Below are 24,593 nucleotides of genomic sequence, written 5' to 3'. Positions count from 1 at the left end.
TATGGTGTGGATTGATAAAAAAAGACATTGGGTGTAGGTGTGGAACTGTTTTTCACGGAACAGGCGCAATCTTCTAAAGTAACGAATCGCCGGGAACAATGGTACGAGGGAAACGTCATCTGCCGGAGGGCGCGCAGACATTATCCCTGTCCTGCTGCCGGAATTCCCGGCACAACCAGGTACGGCAGGGCAGGATCATGGCGGAACGGGTGGAAGTTCGGCTGGTGAGGTATGGAAGAGGCCGCATGGTCGGGCCCATATGGCTAAGGCCTGCGCGGCTAAGAAAAACGCCTGATAACCGATTCAGCCTGAGAGGCATAGGAGCCGCCGAACAGATTTACATGCACCAGCAGCGGGTAGAGATTGTAGATATCCTGACGCTGTGAAAAACCGGACGCCATCGGCCAGGCTTCTTCATATCCCTGGTAGAACCCTCTGCCGAAACCGCCAAACATTCTGGTGAAGGCTATTTCCATTTCCCGGTGTCCATAGTAGACGGCCGGGTCTATCAGAACCGGACGATTTTCGTTGTCGCACAAGTAATTGCCTCCCCAGAGATCGCCGTGCAGCAGCGAAGGCGGCTCATCGGGAATCAAATCGGGCAGCGCCTTGAAAAGTTGATCCAGGGAAGATCGGGTATTTCCGCTGAAATAGCCGTGCTGTCGAGCCATGGCAAACTGGGGTTCAATGCGGCATTCGATAAAAAAGCGAATCCACTCCTCCCGGTAATCGTTCTTTTGCGGGAGCCTGCCGATGTAGTTGTCATGGTCGAGGCCGTATTTGTCGGCGGTATGCCGGTGGAGCTCCGCCAGGGCGCGGCCGAATCGCTGGTCAAAATCCCCGGTACTCCGGCCTTCCTCGATGAAGGAGAGCAGGAGCCAGGAGCTGTCGGACGGTTGATCCTCCAGGATTCCGACCACCTCGGGAACTCTCAACCCGGAGGTGGCGCCGGCCAGCAGCTGCAGGCCCTTGGCCTCCTTCACAAACATGTCATGCAGGGAATGCCGGTTCCGTTTTACGAAAAGAGTGGTGCCGTCCGATAGCTTCAGGCGGGTGGTATCGTTGATGCATCCGCCGCCAACGGGCCGCTGATCGGTGATGTTGCTGTTGAAACGCTTCTGCAGGTATGTCTGAAGAGGGTCGGAAGAAATCATACACATGACGATTTATGAGCAGGAAAAGACGCGTGTCCGGCCGGTGAACTGTTCCGTCAGGCCATCGGGTCACTGACGAATATTCGGCCTGATCAGACTCAGCAGGTTTTCAGAACTGCGTTTTACAATTTCAAAAACCATCTCAAACCCGTTGATTCCCCCGTAATAGGGATCCGGCACCTCGCCGTTGTCCGGAGTCGGGTCAAAATCCCTCATGAGAAACAGTTTCTGCTGGTGCAACCGGGCGGGATCCATCCCCTTCAGATCGCGAAGATTCTCCTTGTCCATGGCCAGGACCAGGTCAAAGTAATCATAATCGGAGGATTCGAATTTTCTGGCCCTTGACTGGAGCGTAACACCATACTGTTCCGCCACCTTGCGGCTTTTGCTGTTCGCGGGTTCGCCCACATGATAGGCCCCGGTACCGGCCGAGTCGATTTCAAAAAAGCGCGAAAGTCCCTCGCGGTTAACCAGATGCTGAAAAACACCCTCGGCCGTTGGACTCCTGCAGATGTTGCCCAGACAGACAAAACAGACTTTCAGAGGATCTTCGGCGGTGATGTCCCGCAGTTTCGGTAACTTTTCGATTTGCATGACAGAAAACGTTAAAAATGATGTTGGGATGGGTAAATGTGTTGAACAAGCGTCATAATTCAAAATTTTCCTGAATCGTCAAAACGAATTTTACAAGTCAGGATTGTTTTGGGATTCTCTGTGCCCAGGCGTAGTTTCCGGTCTGTGGAAAATATTTCGTATATTAACGCTCTTGTGAAGTTCCCGTGTTTTTGAGAACCCTTTTCTCTTTTTATGAGTAAGAAATTCAAGGAAGTCAAACAGTTGCAATACCCCAGAGCGGAGTTGGAAGTTCTGGAGTACTGGAAGAAAAACGGTGTATTCAGGAAGAGTGTGTCCACCCGCCAGGATGGAATTCCGTTTACCTTTTACGAGGGGCCGCCCACAGCCAACGGCAGGCCCGGCATCCATCACATGATGTCCCGTACCGTCAAGGACCTTTTCTGTCGCTACAAGACACTGAAAGGGTGTAAAGTGGACCGTAAGGGGGGATGGGATACCCACGGACTTCCCGTCGAGATCGAAGTTGAGAAGGAACTCGGACTTCAGGGCCGTTCGCAGGTCGAGGATTACGGTATTGCCAAATACAATGAGAAATGCCGGGAAAGTGTGCTGCGGTACACCGACGAGTGGAATCGCCTTACCGACCGGATGGGGTACTGGGTGGATCTGGAGGATCCCTACATCACCTACGACAATAAATATATTGAGTCTGTCTGGTGGGCGCTTCGCCAGATGTTCGACAAGGGCCTCATCTACAAGGGGTACAAGATCCAGTGGTACTCCCCCGGCAGCGGAACCGTTCTCAGTTCCCACGAAGTGAGTCTGGGGTACAAAGAGGTACAGGATCCGTCGGTATTTGTCACATTTCCGGTGGATGGAGAGGAAAACACCAGCTTCATGGCATGGACCACCACGCCCTGGACGCTGATCTCCAACATGGTGCTGGCGGTTCATCCGGAGCTGGATTATGTCAAGGTGAAGGTGCGTGAGGGTGACACCGATGTTTTCTATTATCTCGCAAAGGGATTGCTGCCGGCTGTCATCAAGGACGGATATGAAATTGTAGCCGAGATGAAGGGGGCCGACCTGGTCGGGCGAACCTACGAGCCGATGTTTCCGTATGCGCTTGAGGAAATCGACAGAAAGCAGGCGTGGCGAGTCGTGCCGGCCGATTTCGTAACTCTGGAAGATGGAACCGGTATTGTGCATATCGCCCCGGCGTTTGGTGCCGATGACTATGACGTCTGCAAGCGGGAGGGCATTCCGATGTTCAACCCGGTAACGCGCGAAGGCCGTTTCGATGAGCGGGTTCATGATTATGCCGGTCAGTGGTTCAAGGATGCCGACAAGCACATAGCCCGGGATATCAAGGAGCGCGGCAGGATGTACCGGCACGAGACGTATGTCCACAATTATCCGCACGACTGGAGAAAGGGCACCCCGCTGATGTCCTATCCGGTAGAGTCATGGTTTATCAAAACCACTCAGATACGCGATCGGATGGTGGAGATCAACAACAAGATCAACTGGAAGCCGCCCAGCACCGGCTCCGGACGCTTCGGTGTCTGGCTGGAGAATAACGTGGACTGGGCCATTTCCCGCCAGCGCTACTGGGGGACTCCGCTCCCCCTCTGGGTAAACGATAACAACCCCGACGAAGTCGTGTGCATTGGCAGTATTGAGGAATTGAGGGAAAAAGGCGGTATCGACTCCGACAGGGAGATCGATCTGCATCGCCCCTATATTGATGAAATTACCTGGAAGGCGAAAGACGGCGGCACCATGCGGCGCATTCCCGATCTGCTGGATGTCTGGTTCGATTCCGGTGCCATGCCCTTTGCCCAGCGTCACTACCCGTTCGAGAACAAAGCGCTGTTCAAGGAGACATTTCCCGCCGATTTTATCGCCGAAGGAGTGGATCAGACCCGCGGCTGGTTCTATACGCTGCACGCCATATCCACCATTCTGTTCGATTCGCCGGCCTATCACAACGTGGTTTCGAACGGCCTCGTTCTGGATGCGAAAGGCGAGAAAATGAGCAAATCCAAGGGTAACTCCGTGGACCCGTTCGATGTGATCGGCAAGTATGGCGCCGATACCGCCCGCTGGTACATGATGAGCAACTCTTCGCCATGGGATAACCTCAAATTCAGTGAAGAAGGCCTTCAGGAGACCCAGCGCAAGTTTTTCAACACACTGGTGAGCACCTACTCGTTCCTGGCCATGTACGCCAATATCGACAAATGGACCTTTTCAGGGGTTCCGATTCCGTACTCCGAACGGAGCGAAATGGACCGCTGGATCATATCCCGGCAGTTTACCACCATCAAGAAGGTGGACTCGTTCATGGACGATTATGAGCCGACCCGGGCCGTTCGGGAAGTGGAGCGATTTGCCGACGACCTGAGCAACTGGTATGTGCGGCGCAGCCGGCGCCGGTTCTGGCGGGAAGGAAAAAGCCTCGACAAGACGGCGGCGTACCAGACCCTGTACGAGTGCCTGGTGAACCTGGCCAAAGTGGCAAGCCCCGTCGCCCCCTTTATAAGCGAATGGCTGTACCGGAACCTGAATACGGTTACGGAGTTTGAGGAGGAGTCGGTGCACCTGACTTTCTACCCGACGGTCGAGGAAACTGCCATTGACCGTGATCTCGAATACCGGATGGATCTGGCGAGAACGATCTCATCCATCGTCCTGCGGATTCGGAACAAGATTAACGTCAACGTCAGGCAGCCCCTGAAACGGCTTATAGTTCCGGCCAGCAACGAAGAGCAGCATTTGGCAATTGAATCCGTAAAACATATTATATTGGATGAGGTGAACGTTAAAGGCATCGAATATGTAGATGACGATTCGGGAATAGTCCAGAAAAGCGCAAAACCCAACTTTCCGGTACTCGGCAAAAAGCTTGGCAAGCGGATGAAGGCGGTTGCAGCTGCCGTCCAGAAATGGTCAACCGAAGAAATCTCGGAATTCGAGCAAAAAGGCGTAATTGTTCTTGATCTCGGGGACGGTGAGCCGATAACGTTATCAAAAGAAGATGTGGAAGTCACACGTCACGGACTGGAAGGCTGGTCCGTTGAGTCTGAGGACGGTGTGACGGTCGCACTGGATACGGAACTGGACGAGGCACTGACCCGTGAGGGGATTGCCCGTGAAGTGGTCAACCGTATCCAGAATATGCGGAAGGAGGCCAATTTTGAGCTTACCGACCGCATTGATATGTACCTGGACGGTGACGAAGAGTTGAAGTCATCGATTCAGTTCATGAATGAGTATGTAAAAAGCGAAACCCTGGCCGAATCCGTTCAGTTTGGAACGGCCGATGAGTCAGATTTTACCAAGCAGTGGGAAATTGGCGGTAAAATGTGTACCATTGCGATCCAACGTAACAGTAACTATTAAATCCTTCGCAGCTATGAGCAAGGAAAAAAACGAGAATATCGAAGAACGCGTATCCCCGTACAGCGACGGAGAGCTGGAGCATTTCCGCAATATTATCCTGAAAAAGCGTGATGATGCCGAGAAGGATTTGAACATCCTGATGGATGCGCTGAAGGAGAGTACCGAAAACTCATCGGATGAGTCGGCATACTCTTTCCACATGGCGGATGCCGGCACGGATGCCCAGGAGCGCGAGAAGACCTATATGCTCTTCAACCGTACCAAAAAATTTATCAAATATCTGGATGATGCCATCCAGCGCATCGATAATAAAACCTACGGGGTTTGCAAAGTTACCGGGAAAAAGATTTCAAAGGGTCGCCTTGAAGCCGTTCCCCATACCCAGATTAGCATTGAAGCCAAAATGAAACGGCGCTGATTATTTTGAATTCATCCGCGAGGAAGCTCACTCTGTTCGGAGGGGTCGCGCTGGCCGTTCTGATTATCGATCAAATCACCAAGTTCCAGGTTCGGACTACCCCGGAGCTGCATAACTATACAGTGATAGAGGGGTGGCTTGCGTTTAATTTCACAAAGAATCCCGGCATGGCGCTCGGGATACACTGGGCGGAGACCTGGGTCATCAGCCTGATTGCCATCGCGGCCATGTTTATCATTCTGGCCTATGTCTGGAAAACGCTGAAACCGGCAGGCACCGGTTATCTGATCTGTATGGGGATGATTGTAGGCGGAGCGCTGGGTAACATCACCGACCGGCTCTTTCAGGCACGGATCGGCGGTTATGGCAGTTTTCTTGATGGACATGTCGTTGATTTTATCCATTTCAAACTGAATGTCGGCGGGTTCGATGTTTTCCCGTATATCTTCAATGTCGCCGACAGCGCTATTTCCGTTGCCATCGTAACCCTGATCGTGTTTCATAGAAAGTTGTTGCCGGAGTATACGGCCCGAGAGCAGGAACAGGATGCGCCGCAGGAGCCTGTCATATCCGGCGGGGAACAGGATGAGGTCGGCCGGCCTGACCATGACCCGGAGGAAAAACCGGACGTGAGTCCGGACAGGGATGCTCATTGACCACTATAAAAACCCGAGAAATCGCGGGGTGGTGGATCTGCCGGATCTTCGCCATGAAGCAGTCAACCGGAAATGCGGTGACCGGGTTCTGATTACCGCAAAGCGTTCCGGCGATCATCTCCCCGAAATCCGCTTTGAAGGCAGCGGTTGCTTCTATTGTCTGGCCTCGGCTTCCGTTGGCTGCTCAACCCTGAGCGGTTCATCCATTCATGAAATACGGCGCAATACCGGATCTTTTCGCAGTTGGCTGCGTGACCGGTCCGGCGCCGAAGAGCCGAAGCGCCCGGAATGGGCCGCGCTCGGTGAAGTGAAGCAGTTTCCGATGCGGATTGACTGTGTGGATCTTTTCTGGAAGGGGCTGGAAGAGATGCTGGAGAAAACAACGGGCGGTGACGGATAGCACGGGAATTCGCCGTGCCTGTGGCCAGTGACCAGCTCCAACGGTCAGGTCAGTGCAGAATGCTTTTCAAAATATCCAGCTGATCGTGGGGATCGATATTGTGCAGGTCGTGGCCCATACGGTCCCGTTTCGTCTTCAGATAGCGCAAATTTTCGGGATAGGTTTCGGTTTCAATAGGTACGCGCTCGACGATTTCGAGTCCGTACCCCACCAGGCCGACCCGCTTTGCGGGGTTGTTGGTGATAAGCCGCATTTTTCGGACGCCAAGAGAGCGCAGCATCTGCGCGCCGATGCCGTAGTCACGTAAATCGGATTTGAACCCGAGCGCTTCGTTGGCCTCCACCGTATCCAGCCCTTCTTCCTGTAGCTTGTAAGCCCGCAGTTTGTTAACGAGTCCGATGCCCCGCCCCTCCTGATTCATATATAGCACTGCACCTGCGCCGGTTTCATCGACCATGCGAAGCGCGGCATGCAGCTGCTCGCCGCAGTCACACCGTTTGGATCCGAACACATCACCGGTCATGCACAGCGAGTGAACCCGCACCAGCACCGGCTCGTTCTCACTCCATTTGCCCTTGACCAGTGCGAGATGCACGGCACCCGTGAGTTTTTCCTCGAAGGCGTGCAGGCGAAAATCACCGTAGATCGTTGGCAGCTCAATGTTGATGGCTTCCCGCACCAGGCTTTCGTTTTTCATGCGGTAGCTGATCAGATCCTTGATCGTGATCAGCTTCATGTCAAATTTCCGGGCGACGCTCTTCAGGTCATCGAGCCGTGCCATGGAGCCGTCGTCGTTCATGATCTCGCAAATGACTCCGCCTTCCCGGCAGCCGGCCAGCTTGGCCAGATCGATGGCCGCTTCGGTATGCCCGGCCCGGCGCAGCACCCCGCCTTCGCGACTGATGAGGGGAAAAACGTGTCCCGGTCTGCGGAAATCAGACGCACCGGCTTCCGGATCAATCAAAGCCTGTATGGTCCTGGCCCTGTCGGCCGCCGATATACCGGTCGTGGTTCCGGGGCGGTGATCCACCGAAACGGTGAAGGCGGTCTCCATCGAGTCGGTGTTCTTCACAACCATCGGCTCCAGACTGAGCTCGTATGCCCGCTGGCGGGTCACAGGCACGCAGACCAGGCCGCGGCCGTAGGTGACCATGGTGTTGATATGTTCCGGCGTGACTTTCTCGGCCGCCATCACAAAATCGCCTTCGTTCTCACGGTCTTCGTCATCGACGACGATCACCATCTTACCGGCTTTGATGTCTTCAATCGCCGCTTCGATGGAGTCAAAATTTTTTTCTTCGGGCTTTGCCATAAATAAAAAACGGGAACACCGAAAAGAAATTTCCAAACGGGGTTCCCGGTTCCATGATGTTAAGTGGGGAAAGACTACTTCTGGGGATTTACGTCGACAATGGCATTTTTGAGCAGTTTTACCTTCACGTCCTTGTCAATCTCCAGCATGACGGAATCTTCTTCGATGGCAGATACGATGCCGACGATTCCACCGGATGTAACAACTTTGTCGCCCTTTTTCATTTCCGAAACCTTGTTCTGGATTTCTTTTTGTTTTTTGGATTGCGGGCGGATGATGAACAGATAAAACACAAGAAAAATGGCTGCAAGAAAAATTAGGCTGGTGAAACCGCCACCGCCGCCTTCCGGATCCGCGGCAAAAAGCATGATCATGAAATTCATAACAAAATGAAGTTAAATGGATAAGTGTGGGTTGTAGAAATCTATTTACATTGGGAAAATATACGGCTTTTCGGGGGGGTGTACAAAAGCGGAGCAAGGTGCACAGAGCGGTTGCCGTTGGCATACTGCCGGTATGGCGAAGAAGGCTGTGGAATCGGGATGTTTGGGGGCATCGTCATAGCCGGTGCCGGTTATCGGAACGTATTTGTTGAGCAGGCCTCATGATTCGGCATGCTTCATAATTGGCGCTTCCTGACAGCGGGCGCGTTTGGATGCTCCGGCTCTGAGACAAAAAACGCCTTGAGGTGCGATTCGATTCGCCGGACCGGATATCATATCATAAAAAAAGCCATGCCGTTCGAAAACAGCATGGCTTTGTGAAACTTGCCGGATAGGATGGATGTGACAGTCCGTTCCGGTTATTGCGGCCGTGCTTCGTTGGAGCTGGTGGCGTAGAGGCCGATCAGAGCTCCGGTGAATCCGCCGGCAACATTAGTCGAGAGAATATCACCCGATACGGTTCCGCCCAACGGGATGAAATCCGTGCCGTTGGTAGAGTAGCTGTATTGGTAGTTATCCCCTTCGGCACGCACGCGCAGATGGACCGGGCTGCCGGTATCTATGCGTGTGCTTGCAATGGTGGTGGCTTCGCCATTTTCGGTTCGCTGCAGCAGCAGATAGTCGTTGCCGCCGTGTTTCGTGATACCGAACACATAATGAAAACGTTCGCTCTGGTAGTTGACGAGCCCGGCAAGGTCGCTTCCGGATCCCGGAGTGTACTCCAGCACCGTCGTTGCAGTAAAGGTATCGTGCATATGGCGCTTGAAAAGGGAGGAAATCGGTGCCACCGCATTGATATTGGTTTCGAAGGGGGTGACTCGCAGCCCTTCACCCGATGTGGAGATAAAATTCTCACGGGGGCCTCTCATTCCGATCCAGCGGTAGTCCAGTTTATCAGCGGAAAAATCTTCGTCAAAGGTAAAGTTGCCGTTGGGGAAGAAACCATCCTGACCGGTTTTGTTAACCACGCCTTCCGGCATTTTGAGTTTGGGTTCCAGAGGAATGAGTCCGTTTACGAAAACCGGAAATTCACCGCTCCAGTCGACCGGAAGGATAAACGTTTCGCGGCCTGTAGTTACCCGGTCCTCTTCATTCGGGCGGATGCCCAGAAAAACAGCGTACAGTTCGCCGTCGGGACCTTTGGTGATGTCGGCATGACCGGCCCAGTCAACCTTGTTGGGGCGGTCGGGGTTGAGGTAGCGCTGGGTCATGATGGGATTGCCCGGTGCCGGCTTGTAGGGTCCGCGGGGATGGTCGGCAACAAAAACAACCTGGCTGTGCCATCCGCCGGTTCCGCCTTCGGCGCAGGAGAGGTAATAGCGGCCGTCATCCCGCTTGTAGATATGGGGCATTTCAATCCAGATGGGTTCCTGTGTGATGTCCACACCGCCATCGACGATAATCTTGTCGGTGCCCTCGATCACCTGGTTCTCCTCCAGGTCGAAATCCCAGATTTTGATGACCCGGTGGCCTTGATAAAGCTCTTCACCCGGATCGGGCGCGTCGTTATGGACGACATAGGCGCTGCCGTCGTCGTCAAAAAACAGGGATGGGTCAATGCCGTTGAAATTCAGCGGGTAGGGATCGCTCCAGCCCTCAAACGGGTCCTTGGTAGTAACGACCATGTTTCCGATACCACCGGCGAACTGGGTGGTAATCATGTAGAAGGTTTCATTATGCGGATTGTATTTAATGGCCGGGGCAAAGAGGCCGGCGCTGATGCCCGTGTCCTGGACAAAAAGCTGGGATTCGCGATCGAGTACGTGGCCGATTTGTGTCCAGTTTACCAGGTCGTTGGAGTGGAAGATGGGAATGCCGGGCCACATGGCAAACGAGGAGTGTACCATGAAGTAATCGTCGCCTCTTCGCACGATGGCGGGGTCGGGATAGGTGCCCTGCAGGATCGGTGTATAAAACTCATCCTCTTCCAGAGGGTAGTCTTTGTACACCTGGTCGTCTCCTTCATATACAAAACGTGAAAAGAGCGGAGTGTTTGTGGCCGGGTTGTTTTTCCCGATGCTCTCCGAAAGAGCGGCCAGGGTTATAATTGCAGCCATTGCGGCCACAAGCGGTATTCGAAAAAAAGAAAGCGGATTTTTATTCATGGGTTTCACAGAATTAAATAATGGACAATTGCGAGACAGGCCGGTATGCCACATGCAGGTCACGTTTGCGGCTTTATTAGCAGATATCACCTCTGCCTCACCCACCAAAGTACAGAAAAAGTGTATTTTTGTCACTTATTATTTTCCGGCCATATAAGCGGCATTGGCCGGTTTGGTGAGCAACATCACAAGCCCACCTGCATACTCATCCAGAATTGAAAATGGTTAATTTTTGTGTCGGATTCAATATGCTCGATCTCGGGCACGACCAGGAAACGCTGCTGCAGGCGCTCGGCCGGGCGTACCGGTACCATGCCGTATTGCGTGTCTGCCATGTACCACATGATACCCTCCGGGAAAAGGGTGGTGGAGGTATGTGGTCAGGCATCCGGACCGGCGTATTTCCCCATGAATAAAATCGTGTTGCTGCTGTTTTCCCGGATGAAAAAGAGGAACGGCCGGTCAAGGCGAATAATCTTGTGGGAAGGGCCGCCGGCGGAGGTCCGTACTATCTCGATTACCGTTACCGCCGCCGCTTCGCTGCCTTCCTCATCCACTTTGATAACCGCCAGGTGCATAACATTCGATATAAACAGCGATTCCATGGGGTTGATCCGGCTGAAGTCGGCCTGACCCGGATGGAATGGTATTGTGAGTCCCATGTCATACAGATCAAACATGATATCTTCGTAATCGAAATCTATTTCGAACCGGGGCATGTGCACTTCCACCGTATCATTCTGCAGGCGGGAGGTGAGGGACTCAAATTGCTGGAGGGTAAGTGATCCGGAAAAACTGCCCGGATCGTCTTCATCTCTTGGAAGCATGGCAATGAACGAAAAACTGCCTCCTGCGCCATATCCGAGGTCAACAACCTGCCAGTGATCGTTCTGATAGAACCGGAATTCATCTTTAACCCGCATCATGGGTACCTCAACGAGGTCGCCGGAACCGGTGGTAAAGGGCCTGTCACGGGTGTCGTCGGGATCAAACTGCACGGTCCAGTCGGCCTTGAAATAGATGGCGTTGATCAGGTACATGACGACATCCGGACCGATTGCTTCAATCATCTCTTCAATGAGGCCTTCGGTGGCTTCCTCAATCCAGCCATTGATAATATCCGGCGCGGCCGGGTCGCCGAAATCCAGATCGGCAATTTCGGCGTTGAAGTACTCTGCATTTGTATTGAGAAACTCTTGTAGCACCTCAAAGCCCTTGCGGTACCAGATTGAATTAGCGATCTCCATGCGCACTTGCGGGTCAAGGTCGGTCAGTATCCCGATGAGGTCGCGAAAGGCACGGTTGATCTCTTCATTCGACAATCCGTCATGACCGAAAAAGTCTCTCATCTGCGTGTAGGTATCCCCGTCGGTACCGTTCAGTGCCATTCCGAACGCCATGGAGATACTCAGGGGCGACGCGAAAAAACTTTCTTCCGGAGTGCCTTCGGCAATGGCTTCAAGCAGCCGGAAAGTAAAGTCATTGGATCCTTCAACCAGTACTTGTTCCTGGGCGGATAATTCCCGCAGCTGGCCCGGGGGTTCCGGATCGGAGGAGGTCCCGCTGATATCACAGCCGGCAATAAAAATTAGTGAAACGGCAGCCGCGGCGAGGGTAAGTGTCCGGAAGCGTGGATGTCCGGTATGGTAGTCAGTGTGCGGTTCGGTCATCGATACTTGTTTCCGTGGATTGATGATCCTCATGCTGTGCCTCCTGGTATGATTACGTTCAAATTATATATGCCATCCGGCCCGCCATTTCACGGCGACGGACCTGCTTTCTATCGGGGTTACACCTAATGGTGTCGTGATGCCTATTGCAGGCGCGTTCTTTTGTAACGAAATTAAAATAAAGGCTCGTGCACTATCCATGTTCCTTAGAAACTTAACTCGTTATAATGCAGGGCTATATCGGATAACCGGAAGCGATGCGACACGAATTGCTATGGACGCGGGACGGTTTGCCGGCCTGGTATAGGTGTATAGCATTTCACAGGTGTATGGCGGTTACAACACAATGAAACATGATGCAGTAACAGACCAGACAAAGCTGAGCTCGGGGATCCTGGAGTTCGACAAGAAGGCTTTTGATGAATGCTTCCGGGCGATGTATCCCCGGCTGGTTCGTTTTGCGTGCAAAATCACGCATGACTGGAACGCGTCCTGTGACATCACCCAGGATGTTTTTGTCATGCTCTGGCAGCAACGGGATACCATCGACCCCGATCGATCCGTACGGGGATGGCTCTACCGGTCGGTTCGAAACCGGTCGTTTAACTATCTTCGGGACCGCAAAAATGCAGCCGGCCAGGAAGTCATCGACACGGTCCCGGACGATTCGTTTCCAGTAGACGGAGACCCGCACAGCGACCGGGAGGCGGCCCTTCTGGATGCCAAACTTCGGGAATGGATCCGGGAGCTGCCCGAACGGCAACGGGAAGCATTTGAGCTGAGTCGTTTCGAAGGATTAATCCATGACGAGGTTGCTGCCGTTATGGAGGTTTCTCCAAAAACAGTGAATAACCACCTGACGGCCGCATTGAAACAGATTCGTGAAAAATACGCGCAATTCAGGATGAGCGGCTCCGGCAGATAGCGGCCGGCACACCACCTATCCGGAACAGATATGGTCCAACGATACAGAACAGGTACAGAAACATGAATATGAGCAACGACCATCGGCATATATCCGGCCGGCGTGCCGGTGATTTGGAAACCGGCGGCAGGGATACGGTACCGCTCCCGGACGGACTGACGGCAAGTGAACACCGGGATTGTGAGTTTCTCTGGAAAAGGAGCGCCGGGCTTTCTGCATCGCAGGAGCGGATGCCGACGGAACAAGAGACCGAGTCTGCGCTGGAAGCAGTGCATCAGAAACTGAAGGGGAAGGCAGAGCGGGAAGCGGCGGGTTCTCACCGTCGTTCACCACAAGATTCCTCCCGCCGGATCATCCGGCAAACCTGGATATGGTGGTCGGCGGCGGCTGTTATCCTGATCTCAATGGGTGCCGGATACCTGTTTACGCCTGTCAAGGTTGCTGTTCCGAATGGTGAGCAGGCTGTTGTCGAACTGAGAGACGGCTCGGTGCTGGAGTTGAACAGCGGTACCACGATACGCTACAGTCGCTTTTTTGGCTATTTCAACCGGGATGTGACACTCGACGGGGAGGCTTTTGTGACGGTCGGGCCGGGTGAGGGTTCCAGCGGTCGTCATCCGTTTGTGATTTATGCGAACCGGTCGGTGGTGGAAGTGACCGGAACGAGGTTCAATATCCGGTCCAGAAGTGACGAGCCGGGTACCGAAACCCGTGTATATGTGGATGCCGGCAGTGTATCGCTCTATCCGACCGGTGTCCCTGAAAGAATCGTACAGGTCAACGCCGGAAGCTGGAGCCGATGGAATCCTGCCATGGAAACACCGACACCGCCCGAGCCCGCCGCCCTTGATGAGATGGCGGCCTGGCGGGAGAACCGGTTTGTCTTCAGAAATGAACCGCTTGGAGCCATCTTCCGGGAGATCGAGCGGCGATTCGACATCGCCATCCACCTGGAAGCGGAACAGTATGCCACCGAACACCTGACTGCGCACTACAGCGATCCGCCCGATGCGGAAAAAATGGTCGAAGACCTGTGCCAGGTGAAAGGCTTGCGCTATGCCAGAACCGCCAATGGATTTCGCGTATTCCAGTAATGAAAAAGAGAGGGCAGGATAATAAAGAGGTAAGGGTACGGTCTGGCGGACCGCAGGCATCGGTATTGGCTGCCAGACACGCTGTCCCGATCGGCATTGTACTGGCTCTGCTGCTGTGGCTGATTTTTCCGGCGTTGCCGGTTCTGGCGGCGGAATTGCAAGAGGTCGCCGCGCGTAATGCCCCCGGTTCGTTACCGGAAACGCCGTCACCGGAATCGCCGAAGTCGCCGAATGAGAATCGCTATTCGTTCGAGTTTCGCGGAGAGCCGTTGCAAAAAGCGCTGGAGATGGTTGCGCGGGTCACAGAAACCGACATGGTATTTGACCCGGAAATGGTTGGCGGCGACAACGTTTACAAACGAATACGGAAGCAGCCGATGCCCGGACTGCTATCGGATTTGCTGGCCGAAACCGGTTTGGATTATATCGTTCTGTCGTCCGGTACCGTCGTTATCGTCAGAAAGGTTGCGGCGGACCCTGCTTACGGCACGCTCTCGGGGGTGATACGGGACCGGCAGACCGGCAAGCCGCTTCACGGGGCCACCGTGCTGCTGGCGGCCGCCTCCGGCGGTACCTCCACCAACAGGCAGGGCTCCTTCACCATCGGACGCATGATGAGCGGTTCCTATCGAATTATTGTGAGTTACATCGGGTATGAACCGGTTGAGCAGGTGGTTGAGGTTCCGCTCAACGGCCAGGTGAATACGGCAATTGCCCTGGAACCGACAACCCTGACATTCAGTCCGGTCATCGTGAGAGCGCATCGTTCCAACCTAGCCGGAATCGACAACCGGATGTCTTTTCAATCCGTGGATACCCGTGACATCTCCGGCGGCCGGATCGCTCCCATTCGGAGCCTGAGCCTGTTTTCAGGGCTCCAGTACGGCCTTCCCATGCAGGATATTCACCTCCAGGGCGGCCGGCAGGGGGAGCATCGCATCCGGCTCGACGGCATGCCTGTGTACAACCCGCATCACTCCGGACACTTTTACAGCGCGTTTAGTCCACTTGCCATCGGGGGCATCCAGCTGCACAAGGCGGGTTTTGGTGCCGAACAGGGAAGTATGATTGCCGGTATCATCGACTTCCATCACGATCTGCCACATAACCGTAAAAGCGGACTTACAATACACGTGGATCCGCTGGATTTCAACGTTCGGGGGGATTTGGCCATTCCGGTTTCTTCGGAGGGAAGTACCTCAAGACGTTCTTCCCCGGCTTCGGAGTCTCCGGAAACATCTTCTGAAGCGCCGCTATTGGTCGCCGCAAGCTTCCGCACCAATTTCTGGAACTGGTACCGGGAGCCGGTTATGGAAAAAACCCTGCAGGAATGGGACTTCATCGATCCGGTGCTTTCCAACTTTTTGCTGCAACCGCAATGGCGGATTTCAGAATACCAGTCATTGCAGCATAGTACCGATATCCGGTATCTCGACGGACATGTTGCCGCGAAATACGATTTGAATGATTACAACACGTTCCGGGCATCCCTGTACATCGGACAGAACAGGATCCATTCCACGCATCTTGGAATAGGTCTCGAATCAGGCTTCAGGTCTACAGGCAACGATTATCTGTTTACGATGGACGAGCACGACGGATCCCACATCACAGGTCAGGTGCGGTGGGATGTCCGTCCGGGTCCACGCTGGGATATCTCTGCGCAGGCCGGAATCAGTACCAACCGGATGGACCATCACTATCATATGAATAACCGGTTGACAGATGGCAGAAGCGGGGGATGGGTGGGATCGACCGAGATGGTGCGCTTGGCATTTGAGCAGGCCGTACCGGAACTCCCTTCACACACCGGAAGCAACCGGATCGATCATGGCCTCATGCGGACGGATGTGACCTACAGCCTCTCCCCGGAGGTTCAACTTGAAACGGGAGTTGAACTGAACCTGGTCTCTACCGAAGTGGATTTCAGTGATTTTTTCTACCGGCCCGTGCACTCGTCGGATGAGTCGTTCTTCAGCGCGTTCTATTTCAACTATAACCGCCGGTTCAACCGGTACTGGCAGGTTACGGCCGGTTCGAGATTTACCTATGCCGAAGGCCATTCACGGCTGTTTCCGGAGCCCCGGTTTTCCCTGCAATACGACCGTGTCGACTCCCGAATCGGATACTGGACAGCGAGAGTTTCGGGAGGAAGGTATCACCAGTTTGTCCATCAGTATGAAATAACGAATGCCGGTCCTACTTCGTTGATTCCGGCGTTCACGGTATGGTCGCACTCAACAGACACCACTCCTCCCCGGGCATATCACATTAGCGGATCCTGGATTTACAAGCCGGCAAGCAGTACATCTCTCAAGCTGGTGGGGTATTATAAGTGGGAGCCGGAGGGATATGTGGTATCCCACACCAATCTGATGAGTTTCGATGGAACAGACCGGGGCAGTTCTGCCGCGTTTTCCGAGAGCTCCAGACTGCGGTCGCGGGGTGTTTCGGCGCGTTTGCAGCAGGACATTGGGGGAGGGCGCATTAAGGGGATGTTGGGATATGATTACAGTCATGCCGAAATGCGGATGTCTCAATTCGGACGAACGGTACCGGCTCCCTGGAATGAACCGCACCGTATCCAGGCTCGTACCGTAGCGCGGGTAAATGGACCGGTATCCGTGATTGCCAACTGGAAGTCGGTGTTGGGACGCGCCTGGGGTTTTCGAAAAGCGTATTACGACTATCTTCATGTGAGCGGGGTGCAGAGGTTCGCCCGGCACACGTTATCCCGGCCGGAAGACGACCGTCTCAGTGCGTTTCATCAGCTGGATCTGTCGCTGCTGTACCGGCCTTCCATCGGATCCGTGGATCTGGACCTTCGGCTGGATCTAATCAATGTGCTCAATCGCCGCAATGTGTTGGACTGGAGCCTGTCGCCGGAATTCGGAGGTACAGGGCCGGAAGTCGCGGGATCGGCCTCGCAGGATTACGGAATCATCGGGTACGAGAAACGGAATCGCACCATGCCCGGTTTTTATCCACTGCTTCGGGTAGAAGTCAGGATCTGACGAAAAAGGGGGCACATTGTGATTGCATGTGATGACTTCGAAACCAAACAGGGGCTTTATCGTGCCGGAGTCGATGGCAGCAACTCTGCCGGCTTTGTCGGGAAAGGGGATTTAATCGTGGAATCGATTGGCCACATTCCGAACCGGTTACAATTCAAGCGAAACATAAACCGGCACAGGCGTGATGGTCTGGCCGTGTTAGAAGGAAGCCGGAATGCAGAACCAGCGATGCATATACAAAAAAAGCCCTGCATCACATTGGTCAGCTGTGATACAGGGCTTCAAGATAAGAGGCTCCTTTCCCGGGTACAGCGTTACTTCGCTGCGGTCAACAGGGAGGAGGTTTGGGAGTCATCAAAAATCACTTACGTCATCCTCTTGAAAAGCCATTGCTTCGGATGCCGTTTTCCTGTTTGTGCCGTTGCTTTTTCCAGGGGAACTCTCTGCATGCCTGTTGCTTCCAGCTGATCCGTTGCCATTAACCCTGTGGCCGTTTTCTGCATGTTTAGAGTTATTGCGACCTCCATTCTTACGTCTGTTTACCAGACTGGTAACACTGGAAAGATAGCTGTGGTTCTGCTGCCCGTACCCGTTTTCGGCACTTCCGATAAGGGCCGTCAGCTCGTCAACCATGCGCTTGAGCTCGGTGGCCTGAGAAGACAGTTCTTCGGATGCACTGGCGGTTTCTTCCGAGCCGGACGCGTTGTTCTGCACCACCTTATCCATTTCACGCATTACCGAGTTCAGTTCATCGATGCCTCTGGACTGCTCTTTTGCCGCCGCGGCAATTTCAACGACAAGTTCACTGCCGTTGTTTACGCTGACTTTAATCTCTTCGAGATGTTCTGAAACCTCTTCTGCCATGGTAAATCCACTCTCGGAGTTTTTCTGTGAATTCTCAATCAGCTCCGAAGTGATGCGTGCCGCTTCCGCACTTCGCTGCGCAAGGTTGCGGACCTCCTCCGCTACTACGGCAAATCCCTTACCTGCTTCTCCCGCACGGGCTGCTTCCACAGCGGCATTCAGGGCCAGCAAGTTGGTCTGAAAAGCGATGTCATCAATTGTTTTGATGATCTTTGAGGTTTCCTCGGAAGCCTTTCGGATACCATCCATCTGCTCGTTCATGCGCTTCATGGCATCCATACCTTTTTCAACCCTGGGCTGTGTCTCGTTCATGGTTTTTTCAGCCTGACCTGAATTTTCGGCGGTTTGCTTGGTCTGTGCCGCCATCTGCTCCAGTGAGGATGTGGTTTGCTGCAAACCGGCTGCCTGCTCACTGGCTCCTTCCGATAGATCCTGGCTGGAGCTGGACAGTTGGGTGGAGGATGCATTCACTTGTTCTGCCCCGCTGCTCAATCCTTCAATGATTCGACGCAGTGTATTGTTGATATTGCGGCTGATGAAGATTCCAAGGCCGATGGCAAGGGCCACACCAAGTACCAGCCCGATCAGGGAAACGGTTCTTATGAAAAAGGACTGCGTGGTGGCGGTAGCAACTTCATTGTCGGCTACATCCAGATTGATATCCACCATTCCTTGCAGCAGAGCCATCGACTCCTGTTGGTTTTCATAAACCTCTCCGAGCAGCATATCTTTTGCTTCTTCCATTGCGGCCAGTGCGTTACCGGACATGTCCAGCATTCTTTCAATTGCTCCGAACACTTCTTCCATATTACCCAGAAACTCATTTTCATAAACCTTACGGGCTTGGTTATAGTTGCCGGCACTTACCAGGTCCTGCATTCTCGCTACAGCATTATGGAAGTCACGGTGTGGATTTTCAAATCCGCTGATCACATTTGCAAGCTGGTGGTTATCCGTTTGATAATCCGGCAGCCATTGTCCGGCATTACAGGCTGTGTGGTCATCACCACCACGGAATGCCTCTTGGTCAACATAGATCATGTGCAATACATCCTGAACGACCATGTAATGGTCTTTCATGAACATTTCAAGTTGACGATCGAGCTCCATGGGATCTTCAATTCCGATTTCATCAAAACGTGTGGTGAGTTCCATAACCCTGTTATTTACATCCGCCCAGTTTTCCCATGCAGGTACAAACTGACTCCACAGTCCGGCTTCTTCTTCTGTCTGAGGCAGCGGCTCAAAGACGTCCCAGGCACGCTGATAGCGGGTTCGTGATTCATCAATCTGATCGTAATAAGTACGTCGCGTTTCAAAAGGTATTCCCGGAATAGCCAGTGTGCGCATGGCCGTACTGATATGTTCGGCTTCGGACTCAATTTGAAGCAGGCTGGCAACACTTGGAAGCCGTACTTGGCCGACTTCCTCCATGGAGCGGTCGCTAAGCATGGCTCCGATAAATCCAATCAAGCCGACAACCAGGGTAATAGCAGCCACCCCCATAAACGAAACAATCAGTTTTTTTCCCAGAGTCCAGTTGCCTGTATCACCCACTTTTTCCGTTTTTCTTTTGCTCTCTATCATGTTCTTCCTCCGTGTACCGGTTGGGTTGAATGAATTTTGACTGAATTGCTTCCCAGAGGCCCACTACTTCGTTACATCAGAATACTTGGCGGCCGTGGCGAAAGACCCTCAGAATCATTTGTTAGCAAATCCTAATTTTTTTATCGGAGAAACCGCCTGGAGCTTAAGTACTTTCGGAAACTTTTCGCAGGTGGGGCGGGTCTGCTTCGGGCGTTGCAACCTGTTGAGGTGCAATACACCGGCATCTCAACAGTTGTTTGGGCGCACATCGCAATGCGGGCAGCTGGCATGGCAAGTCATTTGCGGGGAATGTCGGCTGCCAAAACTGCAAAAAAAAAATGCGTTTGCCGATTCAAGTAAGGGTCGTTGATAAAAATAGCCGAAAATAAAAAAAGCCCTGCATCACTGTAATATATTGTGATACAAGGCTTTTGAATGTGTGGGTGGTACTGGATTCGAACCAGTGACCCCCTGCTTGTAAGGCAGGTGCTCTGAACCAACTGAGCTAACCACCCAAATTTCGCAAGAATTCAAATATACGAAAATAACTTCGCAAGAGGCAAGTCCCCTTTTTATTCCAGCAGTTGTGCAATCGGGGAGTTTGTTCATCCCCGCTTCGGCAAGAATTGCTTTCGGGTCCGGTCTGCAACCCGGAAAGCCCGATTTTTTTGTTTAAAAAAAATTAAGAAATCCAGTAAAGCTGCGATAATACCCACATAGAACTGTCGGGTTCCGATGAGGCTGTTTTTAAAAAGCCTGTCTGCACTGGTACAGTATTTGATGGTAAACCGGTAAAAATGTATTCGGCGATAAACAGTAATGCCGGTACGTACGATTGCCGGTTATTCCTCTTTTGAGGAGGGCCCGCCAGCTGCCACAGTTAACAGAATTACGAGAAATCAATCTTAGGAGCGATATATGAGTACAATAAAGGCCCTTGTTGTCGATGACTCAAAAATTATGAGAAGTGCGGTGAAACGGACGCTGAACCAGTTGATGGTGGCGGAGTTCGAATATATTGAGGCAATGGACGGACAGGATGCCCTGGAAAAGTTCAACGATGAGATTCAGATGATTTTTCTCGACTGGAACATGCCGAACATGACCGGCGTGGAGTTTTCCCAGGCCATCCGGAAGAAAGAGAACACCGAACATATTCCGATCATCATGATCACCGCCGAAAAATCTATGGGTAAAGTGGATACGGCTCTGAATGAGGGTGGCGCCAATGCCTATGTAACCAAACCCTTTACCGCCGACCAGGTGTACAAAGTGCTGACTCGCTTCATTGACAAGGACGGTAACCTGCTTACCGAAACCGAGGAGTCCGAAAAGAAGAGCTTTTTCAAAGACATGTTAAAATTTAAGGGGTAATACAGATGTTGCCAACAAAGCTGAACGGTCTTCAAAAAATTCCCGAGCCCATTGTGGACTCGGTCATTGAGTGTGTAAAAAATACGTTTGAATCCATTTCCGGTGAACGCCCCGATTTTGTTGAGGGCGACAAGGACGGTTCTCCCATGAACGGCATCATCGGTACCATCGCGGTTTTTAATACCGAGCACACGCTCTCCATAATGATCGCCATCCCCAAACATACCGCTCTCGCATTTTCGGAGGTGTTCTGTGGCATGGAGCTGCCTTTTGATAGCGATGACATGGGAGATCTGGTGGGAGAGATATCAAATATTCTGGCCGGGGATGTAGCCGCCAGTATTGAGCATGTCGGCTTTGTCGGCCAGTCGTCCCTGCCGACCGCCACACGCGGCAGCGACCTGACGCTTTTCCTCCCCAACAAACCGCCCAAGGCAAGGCTGAAGTTTGCCGGATCCGGTGGAGAATTCTGGATCAATCTGGCACTGAGCGAATCGCGACGTCATAAATGAAGCTAACAACCTCTGGCTATGAACAGTAAATTTCAAAAGCAGACCGAAGATCTTGCCGAAATCATGCGCATTCTTGCCGATGTCTGGCCGGGTGACCGGGAAGACATCATGGTTGCGGGAGCACGCATGGAAGACACCATGGAAGGCTGGGAGCATAACAGCACCCAGCTGGGGACGCTCATCTCCCTGTCCTGGAAAGCACTCATCCATCTCTACGAGAAGGATGAATACTTCCAGAGTGTCAAATCCGCGACATTGCATGCGATCAATACCATCAGGGAGTATGCGGTAACGGACGGCGATATAGATGTCGAGCTTTTTGAAAAAGCCTGTGACGACCTTGAAAAGTCGATGAAAGGGGAGAGCGAGACGGTGGCTTCCATGATGGATACCATTTCGGAAAAAGAGGCCCCGGCGAATTCCGACGATTCCGCAGAAAGCGCGGACGGAGCCAGGCAGGAGACGGAATCAGACAAAGACAGAACCGTACAGCAGCAAGATGCCGGAAATACACCGGAGCAGACAGAACAGGAAAATGGCGACAAGGCGACATCAACAACCGGAAGCACCTCCGCAGAAGGTGAACGGAATGGCGATGAGGGCAGTCGCGCGGCCGGTAACGAACCGGGAGCATCGGAAGGAGAAGTGAGCCTTGATGATCTGGCCTCGCTTATCATGACCATCGAAAGCGAACCGTCTTTCATTGAGAAGTCACAAGAATTGGAGCGTCTCCTCATATCCTGTCATGACACGGCCTCCTCCAAAGAAATACAGAAACCTCTCAGGGAAGCCCTGAACATCCTGCGGGCCAGCTCTACAGAAGAAAAAAATGCCCCCGACTGGAAGAGCGTTGTTTCAGCGGTATCCAAACGCATTGAGAAATCCATGCAAGAGGCGGATCAGGCCGCGGCTGCAATGGATGCCCCCGGGGATTCCAAACCCGTCGTTGAAAAAACGGAAAATCCATCAACCAACACCGGTGCTGCTGGATCTGGCGGCCATCAGCCGGGGACCGGAGCAGAATCACCGAATCCATTGGAACCACCCTCGGCCGACCTAATTCCGGAACTCCCGGAAGAAGAGGAGGGAACAGTCGGTATTAAGGAGTTCATTATTCCGGAAGATTCAGATATGGATCTGATGGTCGAATTCATTACCGAGAGCACAGAGCAGATCGAGGCGGCCGAAAGCGCCCTCCTGGATCTGGAAACCTCTCCCGACGATGACGAACTGATCAACATGGTGTTCCGGTCATTTCACACCATCAAGGGCACGTCGGCTTTTATGGGACTCACCCCCCTGTCCGAATTCGCCCACTCGGTGGAAACACTGCTGGATATGGTGCGGGATGATGTGATTATATATGATTCGGCATGCGCCGACATTACCCTGGAAGCCATTGATATCCTCAAAAACCTGCTGAAAGGGGTCGAAAACGCCAATGCCGGCGATCGTCTTGATATCCCCGAAAGCTACGGCAAGCTGATGAAGGTGCTGCTGAGTATTTCGGATTTTGGCAAGAAGCCCGAAGATGCCGTCAAGCTTCACGATGACCTGGGAAGAGGCGATGCTCCGGGTTCCAGAGATGCGAACGGAGCAGCAGATGAATGGGTGGAATCGCGTGTCGATGACAACGAACAGGCGGAAACAGCTTCCGCCACAGATGATGGAAACGGTTTCCAGGCCGATGGTGCTGATGGAAGTCCTGCCGGTTCCGGAACCATACCTGCGGAAGCATCGGAAAGCGCGGGCGAGCCGGCCGCCGGACCAGATCAAGAAGGAAATACCGCACCTCCCGTACAAAACGGGAACGGCTCTGCGCGTCCGGGGTCAAACGGAAGCTCCTCCGGTGCTGCAAAGGCCAAGACCACCGCACAAAAAGCAGGGGTTCAGCTTCCCAAGATGGATACAGAATCAACGGTGCGGGTGAATGTGAATCGTCTTGACAGGCTCATCGATATGGTGGGCGAGCTGGTTATCGCCCATTCGGTGGTAGCCCAGGATCGTTTCATCAACGCCGATCCAGAACTGTCCCGAAAAATGAATCACAGTACCAAAATTCTCCGGGAACTGCAGGATACCAGTCTGACCCTGCGCATGGTACCGCTCAAGGCGACGTTCAACAAAATGAACCGGCTGGTGCGCGACCTCGGCAAAAAAGGATCCAAAACCGTCAGGCTTACTACCAGCGGTGAGGACACCGAAATCGACCGTAACATGGTGGATATCATCAACGAACCGTTGGTTCACCTGCTGAGGAATGCCATTGATCACGGTATCGAAGAAAAAGCCGAACGGGAGCAAAGCGGCAAGCCGGTCATTGCCACCATCGGCTTGCGTGCCTTTCAGGCCGGTGGCAAGGTTGTAATTGAAATAGAAGATGACGGCCGCGGAATGAACCGGGAAAAAATCCTCAACAAGGCGATTTCCAAGGGGCTGATTGAACCCAACAAGAAGCTGACGGACAGCGAAATCTTCAAATTGATTTTCCTGCCCGGCTTCTCTACTGCAGACAAGGTTACCGACCTGTCCGGCCGCGGAGTCGGCATGGATGTGGTTCGGCGTTCCATTGAAAAGCTACAGGGCAAAGTGGATGTCGCATCGGTTCAGGGCAAGGGAACGACCATCTCCCTGGAGCTGCCGTTCACCCTGGCAATTACCGACGGGATGCTCATTCGCATAGGCGCGCAGCGGTTTATTGTGCCTACGATCAATATCGACATGACCTTCCGGGCCGAAGAGCGTGATCTGTTCACCATGCTTGGTACGCGAGAGCAGGTGATGTTCCGGGGTGAGTCGATCCCGATCATTCGTCTGCACCAGCTGTTCAATATCCCGAACGCTGTTGAAAGCATCCTGGAGGGAACCATGCTGGTAATCAACAATAACAAGAAGAAGTATGCCCTGCTGGTGGATGAGGTGATCGGCCAGCAACAGCTCGTGGGCAAGTCAATCGATATGCCGTCCAAGATGAACAGTATTTCAGGCGGCGCAATTTTGGGTGACGGTCAGGTGGGATTGATTCTCGATACCGTCTCTCTGCTGAACTGAGAAAAAACAAAGCCAAGTAACAATAACAGGTGG

Annotated in this window: 18 protein-coding genes and 1 tRNA gene; 10 read left to right on the top strand and 9 right to left on the bottom strand. The window is 53.1% G+C overall.

Annotated features, from left to right (window positions below):
- Nucleotides 1–278 precede the first annotated feature (278 nt).
- Nucleotides 279–1,154, bottom strand: coding sequence for a fructosamine kinase family protein (locus QA596_04815; protein MDG5766780.1), 876 nt, complete (start codon nucleotides 1,152–1,154; stop codon nucleotides 279–281).
- Between the two features lie 69 nt (nucleotides 1,155–1,223).
- Nucleotides 1,224–1,748 (bottom strand): low molecular weight phosphotyrosine protein phosphatase, encoded by a 525-nt coding sequence (locus QA596_04810; GenBank protein ID MDG5766779.1) that lies wholly within the window; start codon nucleotides 1,746–1,748, stop codon nucleotides 1,224–1,226.
- A 213-nt stretch (nucleotides 1,749–1,961) separates the two neighbouring features.
- Between QA596_04810 and ileS the strand changes: the two genes are divergently transcribed.
- The 4 genes from ileS to QA596_04790 are packed head-to-tail and all read left to right on the top strand — an operon-like array spanning nucleotide 1,962 to nucleotide 6,609.
- Nucleotides 1,962–5,135: an isoleucine--tRNA ligase gene (ileS, locus tag QA596_04805; protein MDG5766778.1), complete on the top strand. Its 3,174-nt coding sequence runs from the start codon at nucleotides 1,962–1,964 to the stop codon at nucleotides 5,133–5,135.
- 13 nt (nucleotides 5,136–5,148) lie between these two features.
- Nucleotides 5,149–5,553, top strand: a complete 405-nt coding sequence (locus QA596_04800; protein ID MDG5766777.1) for a molecular chaperone DnaK — start codon at nucleotides 5,149–5,151, stop codon at nucleotides 5,551–5,553.
- Nucleotides 5,554–5,558: 5 nt separating this feature from the next.
- Nucleotides 5,559–6,209, top strand: coding sequence for a signal peptidase II (locus QA596_04795; GenBank protein ID MDG5766776.1), 651 nt, complete (start codon nucleotides 5,559–5,561; stop codon nucleotides 6,207–6,209).
- On the top strand, nucleotides 6,199–6,609 hold the full coding sequence (locus QA596_04790) for an iron-sulfur cluster assembly scaffold protein (GenBank protein MDG5766775.1): 411 nt from the start codon (nucleotides 6,199–6,201) through the stop codon (nucleotides 6,607–6,609). The genes QA596_04795 and QA596_04790 overlap by 11 nt, the downstream gene beginning before the upstream one ends.
- A gap of 49 nt (nucleotides 6,610–6,658) precedes the next feature.
- Here QA596_04790 and QA596_04785 read toward each other — a convergent pair whose 3' ends face one another.
- The 5 genes from QA596_04785 to QA596_04765 all read right to left on the bottom strand — a co-directional run bounded on the left by QA596_04785 (nucleotide 6,659) and on the right by QA596_04765 (nucleotide 12,139).
- The gene (locus QA596_04785) at nucleotides 6,659–7,921 is read right to left on the bottom strand and encodes a bifunctional 3,4-dihydroxy-2-butanone-4-phosphate synthase/GTP cyclohydrolase II (protein MDG5766774.1); all 1,263 of its coding nucleotides are present in this window, start codon (nucleotides 7,919–7,921) and stop codon (nucleotides 6,659–6,661) included.
- Nucleotides 7,922–7,995: 74 nt separating this feature from the next.
- Nucleotides 7,996–8,304 (bottom strand): preprotein translocase subunit YajC, encoded by a 309-nt coding sequence (gene yajC / locus QA596_04780; protein MDG5766773.1) that lies wholly within the window; start codon nucleotides 8,302–8,304, stop codon nucleotides 7,996–7,998.
- 419 nt (nucleotides 8,305–8,723) lie between these two features.
- A complete protein-coding gene (locus QA596_04775; GenBank protein MDG5766772.1) occupies nucleotides 8,724–10,421 on the bottom strand; it encodes a glycoside hydrolase family 43 protein in 1,698 nt (565 codons plus the stop codon).
- Between the two features lie 233 nt (nucleotides 10,422–10,654).
- Complete coding sequence (locus tag QA596_04770; GenBank protein MDG5766771.1) at nucleotides 10,655–10,804, bottom strand: hypothetical protein; 150 nt, start codon at nucleotides 10,802–10,804, stop codon at nucleotides 10,655–10,657.
- A 45-nt stretch (nucleotides 10,805–10,849) separates the two neighbouring features.
- Nucleotides 10,850–12,139: a serpin family protein gene (locus QA596_04765; GenBank protein MDG5766770.1), complete on the bottom strand. Its 1,290-nt coding sequence runs from the start codon at nucleotides 12,137–12,139 to the stop codon at nucleotides 10,850–10,852.
- A 346-nt stretch (nucleotides 12,140–12,485) separates the two neighbouring features.
- On the opposite strand from QA596_04765, the gene QA596_04760 reads away from it, so the two are divergent.
- From QA596_04760 to QA596_04750, 3 genes are all read left to right on the top strand, one after another.
- A complete protein-coding gene (locus QA596_04760; GenBank protein ID MDG5766769.1) occupies nucleotides 12,486–13,064 on the top strand; it encodes an RNA polymerase sigma-70 factor in 579 nt (192 codons plus the stop codon).
- 62 nt (nucleotides 13,065–13,126) lie between these two features.
- A complete protein-coding gene (locus QA596_04755; GenBank protein ID MDG5766768.1) occupies nucleotides 13,127–14,158 on the top strand; it encodes a FecR domain-containing protein in 1,032 nt (343 codons plus the stop codon).
- Entirely contained in the window at nucleotides 14,158–17,172 is a 3,015-nt protein-coding gene (locus QA596_04750; GenBank protein ID MDG5766767.1) for a TonB-dependent receptor, read from the top strand. Before QA596_04755 ends, QA596_04750 begins: the two co-directional genes overlap by 1 nt.
- A 354-nt stretch (nucleotides 17,173–17,526) precedes the next feature.
- On the opposite strand, the gene QA596_04745 is transcribed toward QA596_04750, so the two are convergent.
- Both QA596_04745 and QA596_04740 read right to left on the bottom strand, forming a co-directional pair.
- Nucleotides 17,527–19,623 carry a methyl-accepting chemotaxis protein gene (locus QA596_04745; protein ID MDG5766766.1) on the bottom strand — a complete coding sequence of 699 codons (2,097 nt, stop codon included), beginning with the start codon at nucleotides 19,621–19,623 and terminating at the stop codon, nucleotides 17,527–17,529.
- 440 nt (nucleotides 19,624–20,063) lie between these two features.
- Nucleotides 20,064–20,138 (bottom strand) — tRNA-Val (locus tag QA596_04740).
- A 403-nt stretch (nucleotides 20,139–20,541) separates the two neighbouring features.
- Here QA596_04740 and QA596_04735 point away from each other — a divergent pair.
- From QA596_04735 to QA596_04725, 3 genes are read left to right on the top strand one after another with little or no spacing between them, the layout of a single operon-like run.
- The gene (locus tag QA596_04735; protein MDG5766765.1) at nucleotides 20,542–20,997 is read left to right on the top strand and encodes a response regulator; all 456 of its coding nucleotides are present in this window, start codon (nucleotides 20,542–20,544) and stop codon (nucleotides 20,995–20,997) included.
- A 5-nt stretch (nucleotides 20,998–21,002) separates the two neighbouring features.
- Nucleotides 21,003–21,509 (top strand): chemotaxis protein CheX, encoded by a 507-nt coding sequence (locus QA596_04730; GenBank protein ID MDG5766764.1) that lies wholly within the window; start codon nucleotides 21,003–21,005, stop codon nucleotides 21,507–21,509.
- A gap of 18 nt (nucleotides 21,510–21,527) precedes the next feature.
- Nucleotides 21,528–24,560 carry a chemotaxis protein CheA gene (locus tag QA596_04725; GenBank protein MDG5766763.1) on the top strand — a complete coding sequence of 1,011 codons (3,033 nt, stop codon included), beginning with the start codon at nucleotides 21,528–21,530 and terminating at the stop codon, nucleotides 24,558–24,560.
- Nucleotides 24,561–24,593 lie beyond the last annotated feature (33 nt).

It is taken from the genome of Balneolales bacterium ANBcel1, from assembly GCA_029688905.1.
Taxonomy (GTDB): domain Bacteria; phylum Bacteroidota; class Rhodothermia; order Balneolales; family Natronogracilivirgulaceae; genus SLLW01.
The sequence above is the reverse complement of the archived record's forward strand: the minus strand, read 5'-3'. Positions and strand labels throughout refer to the sequence as shown.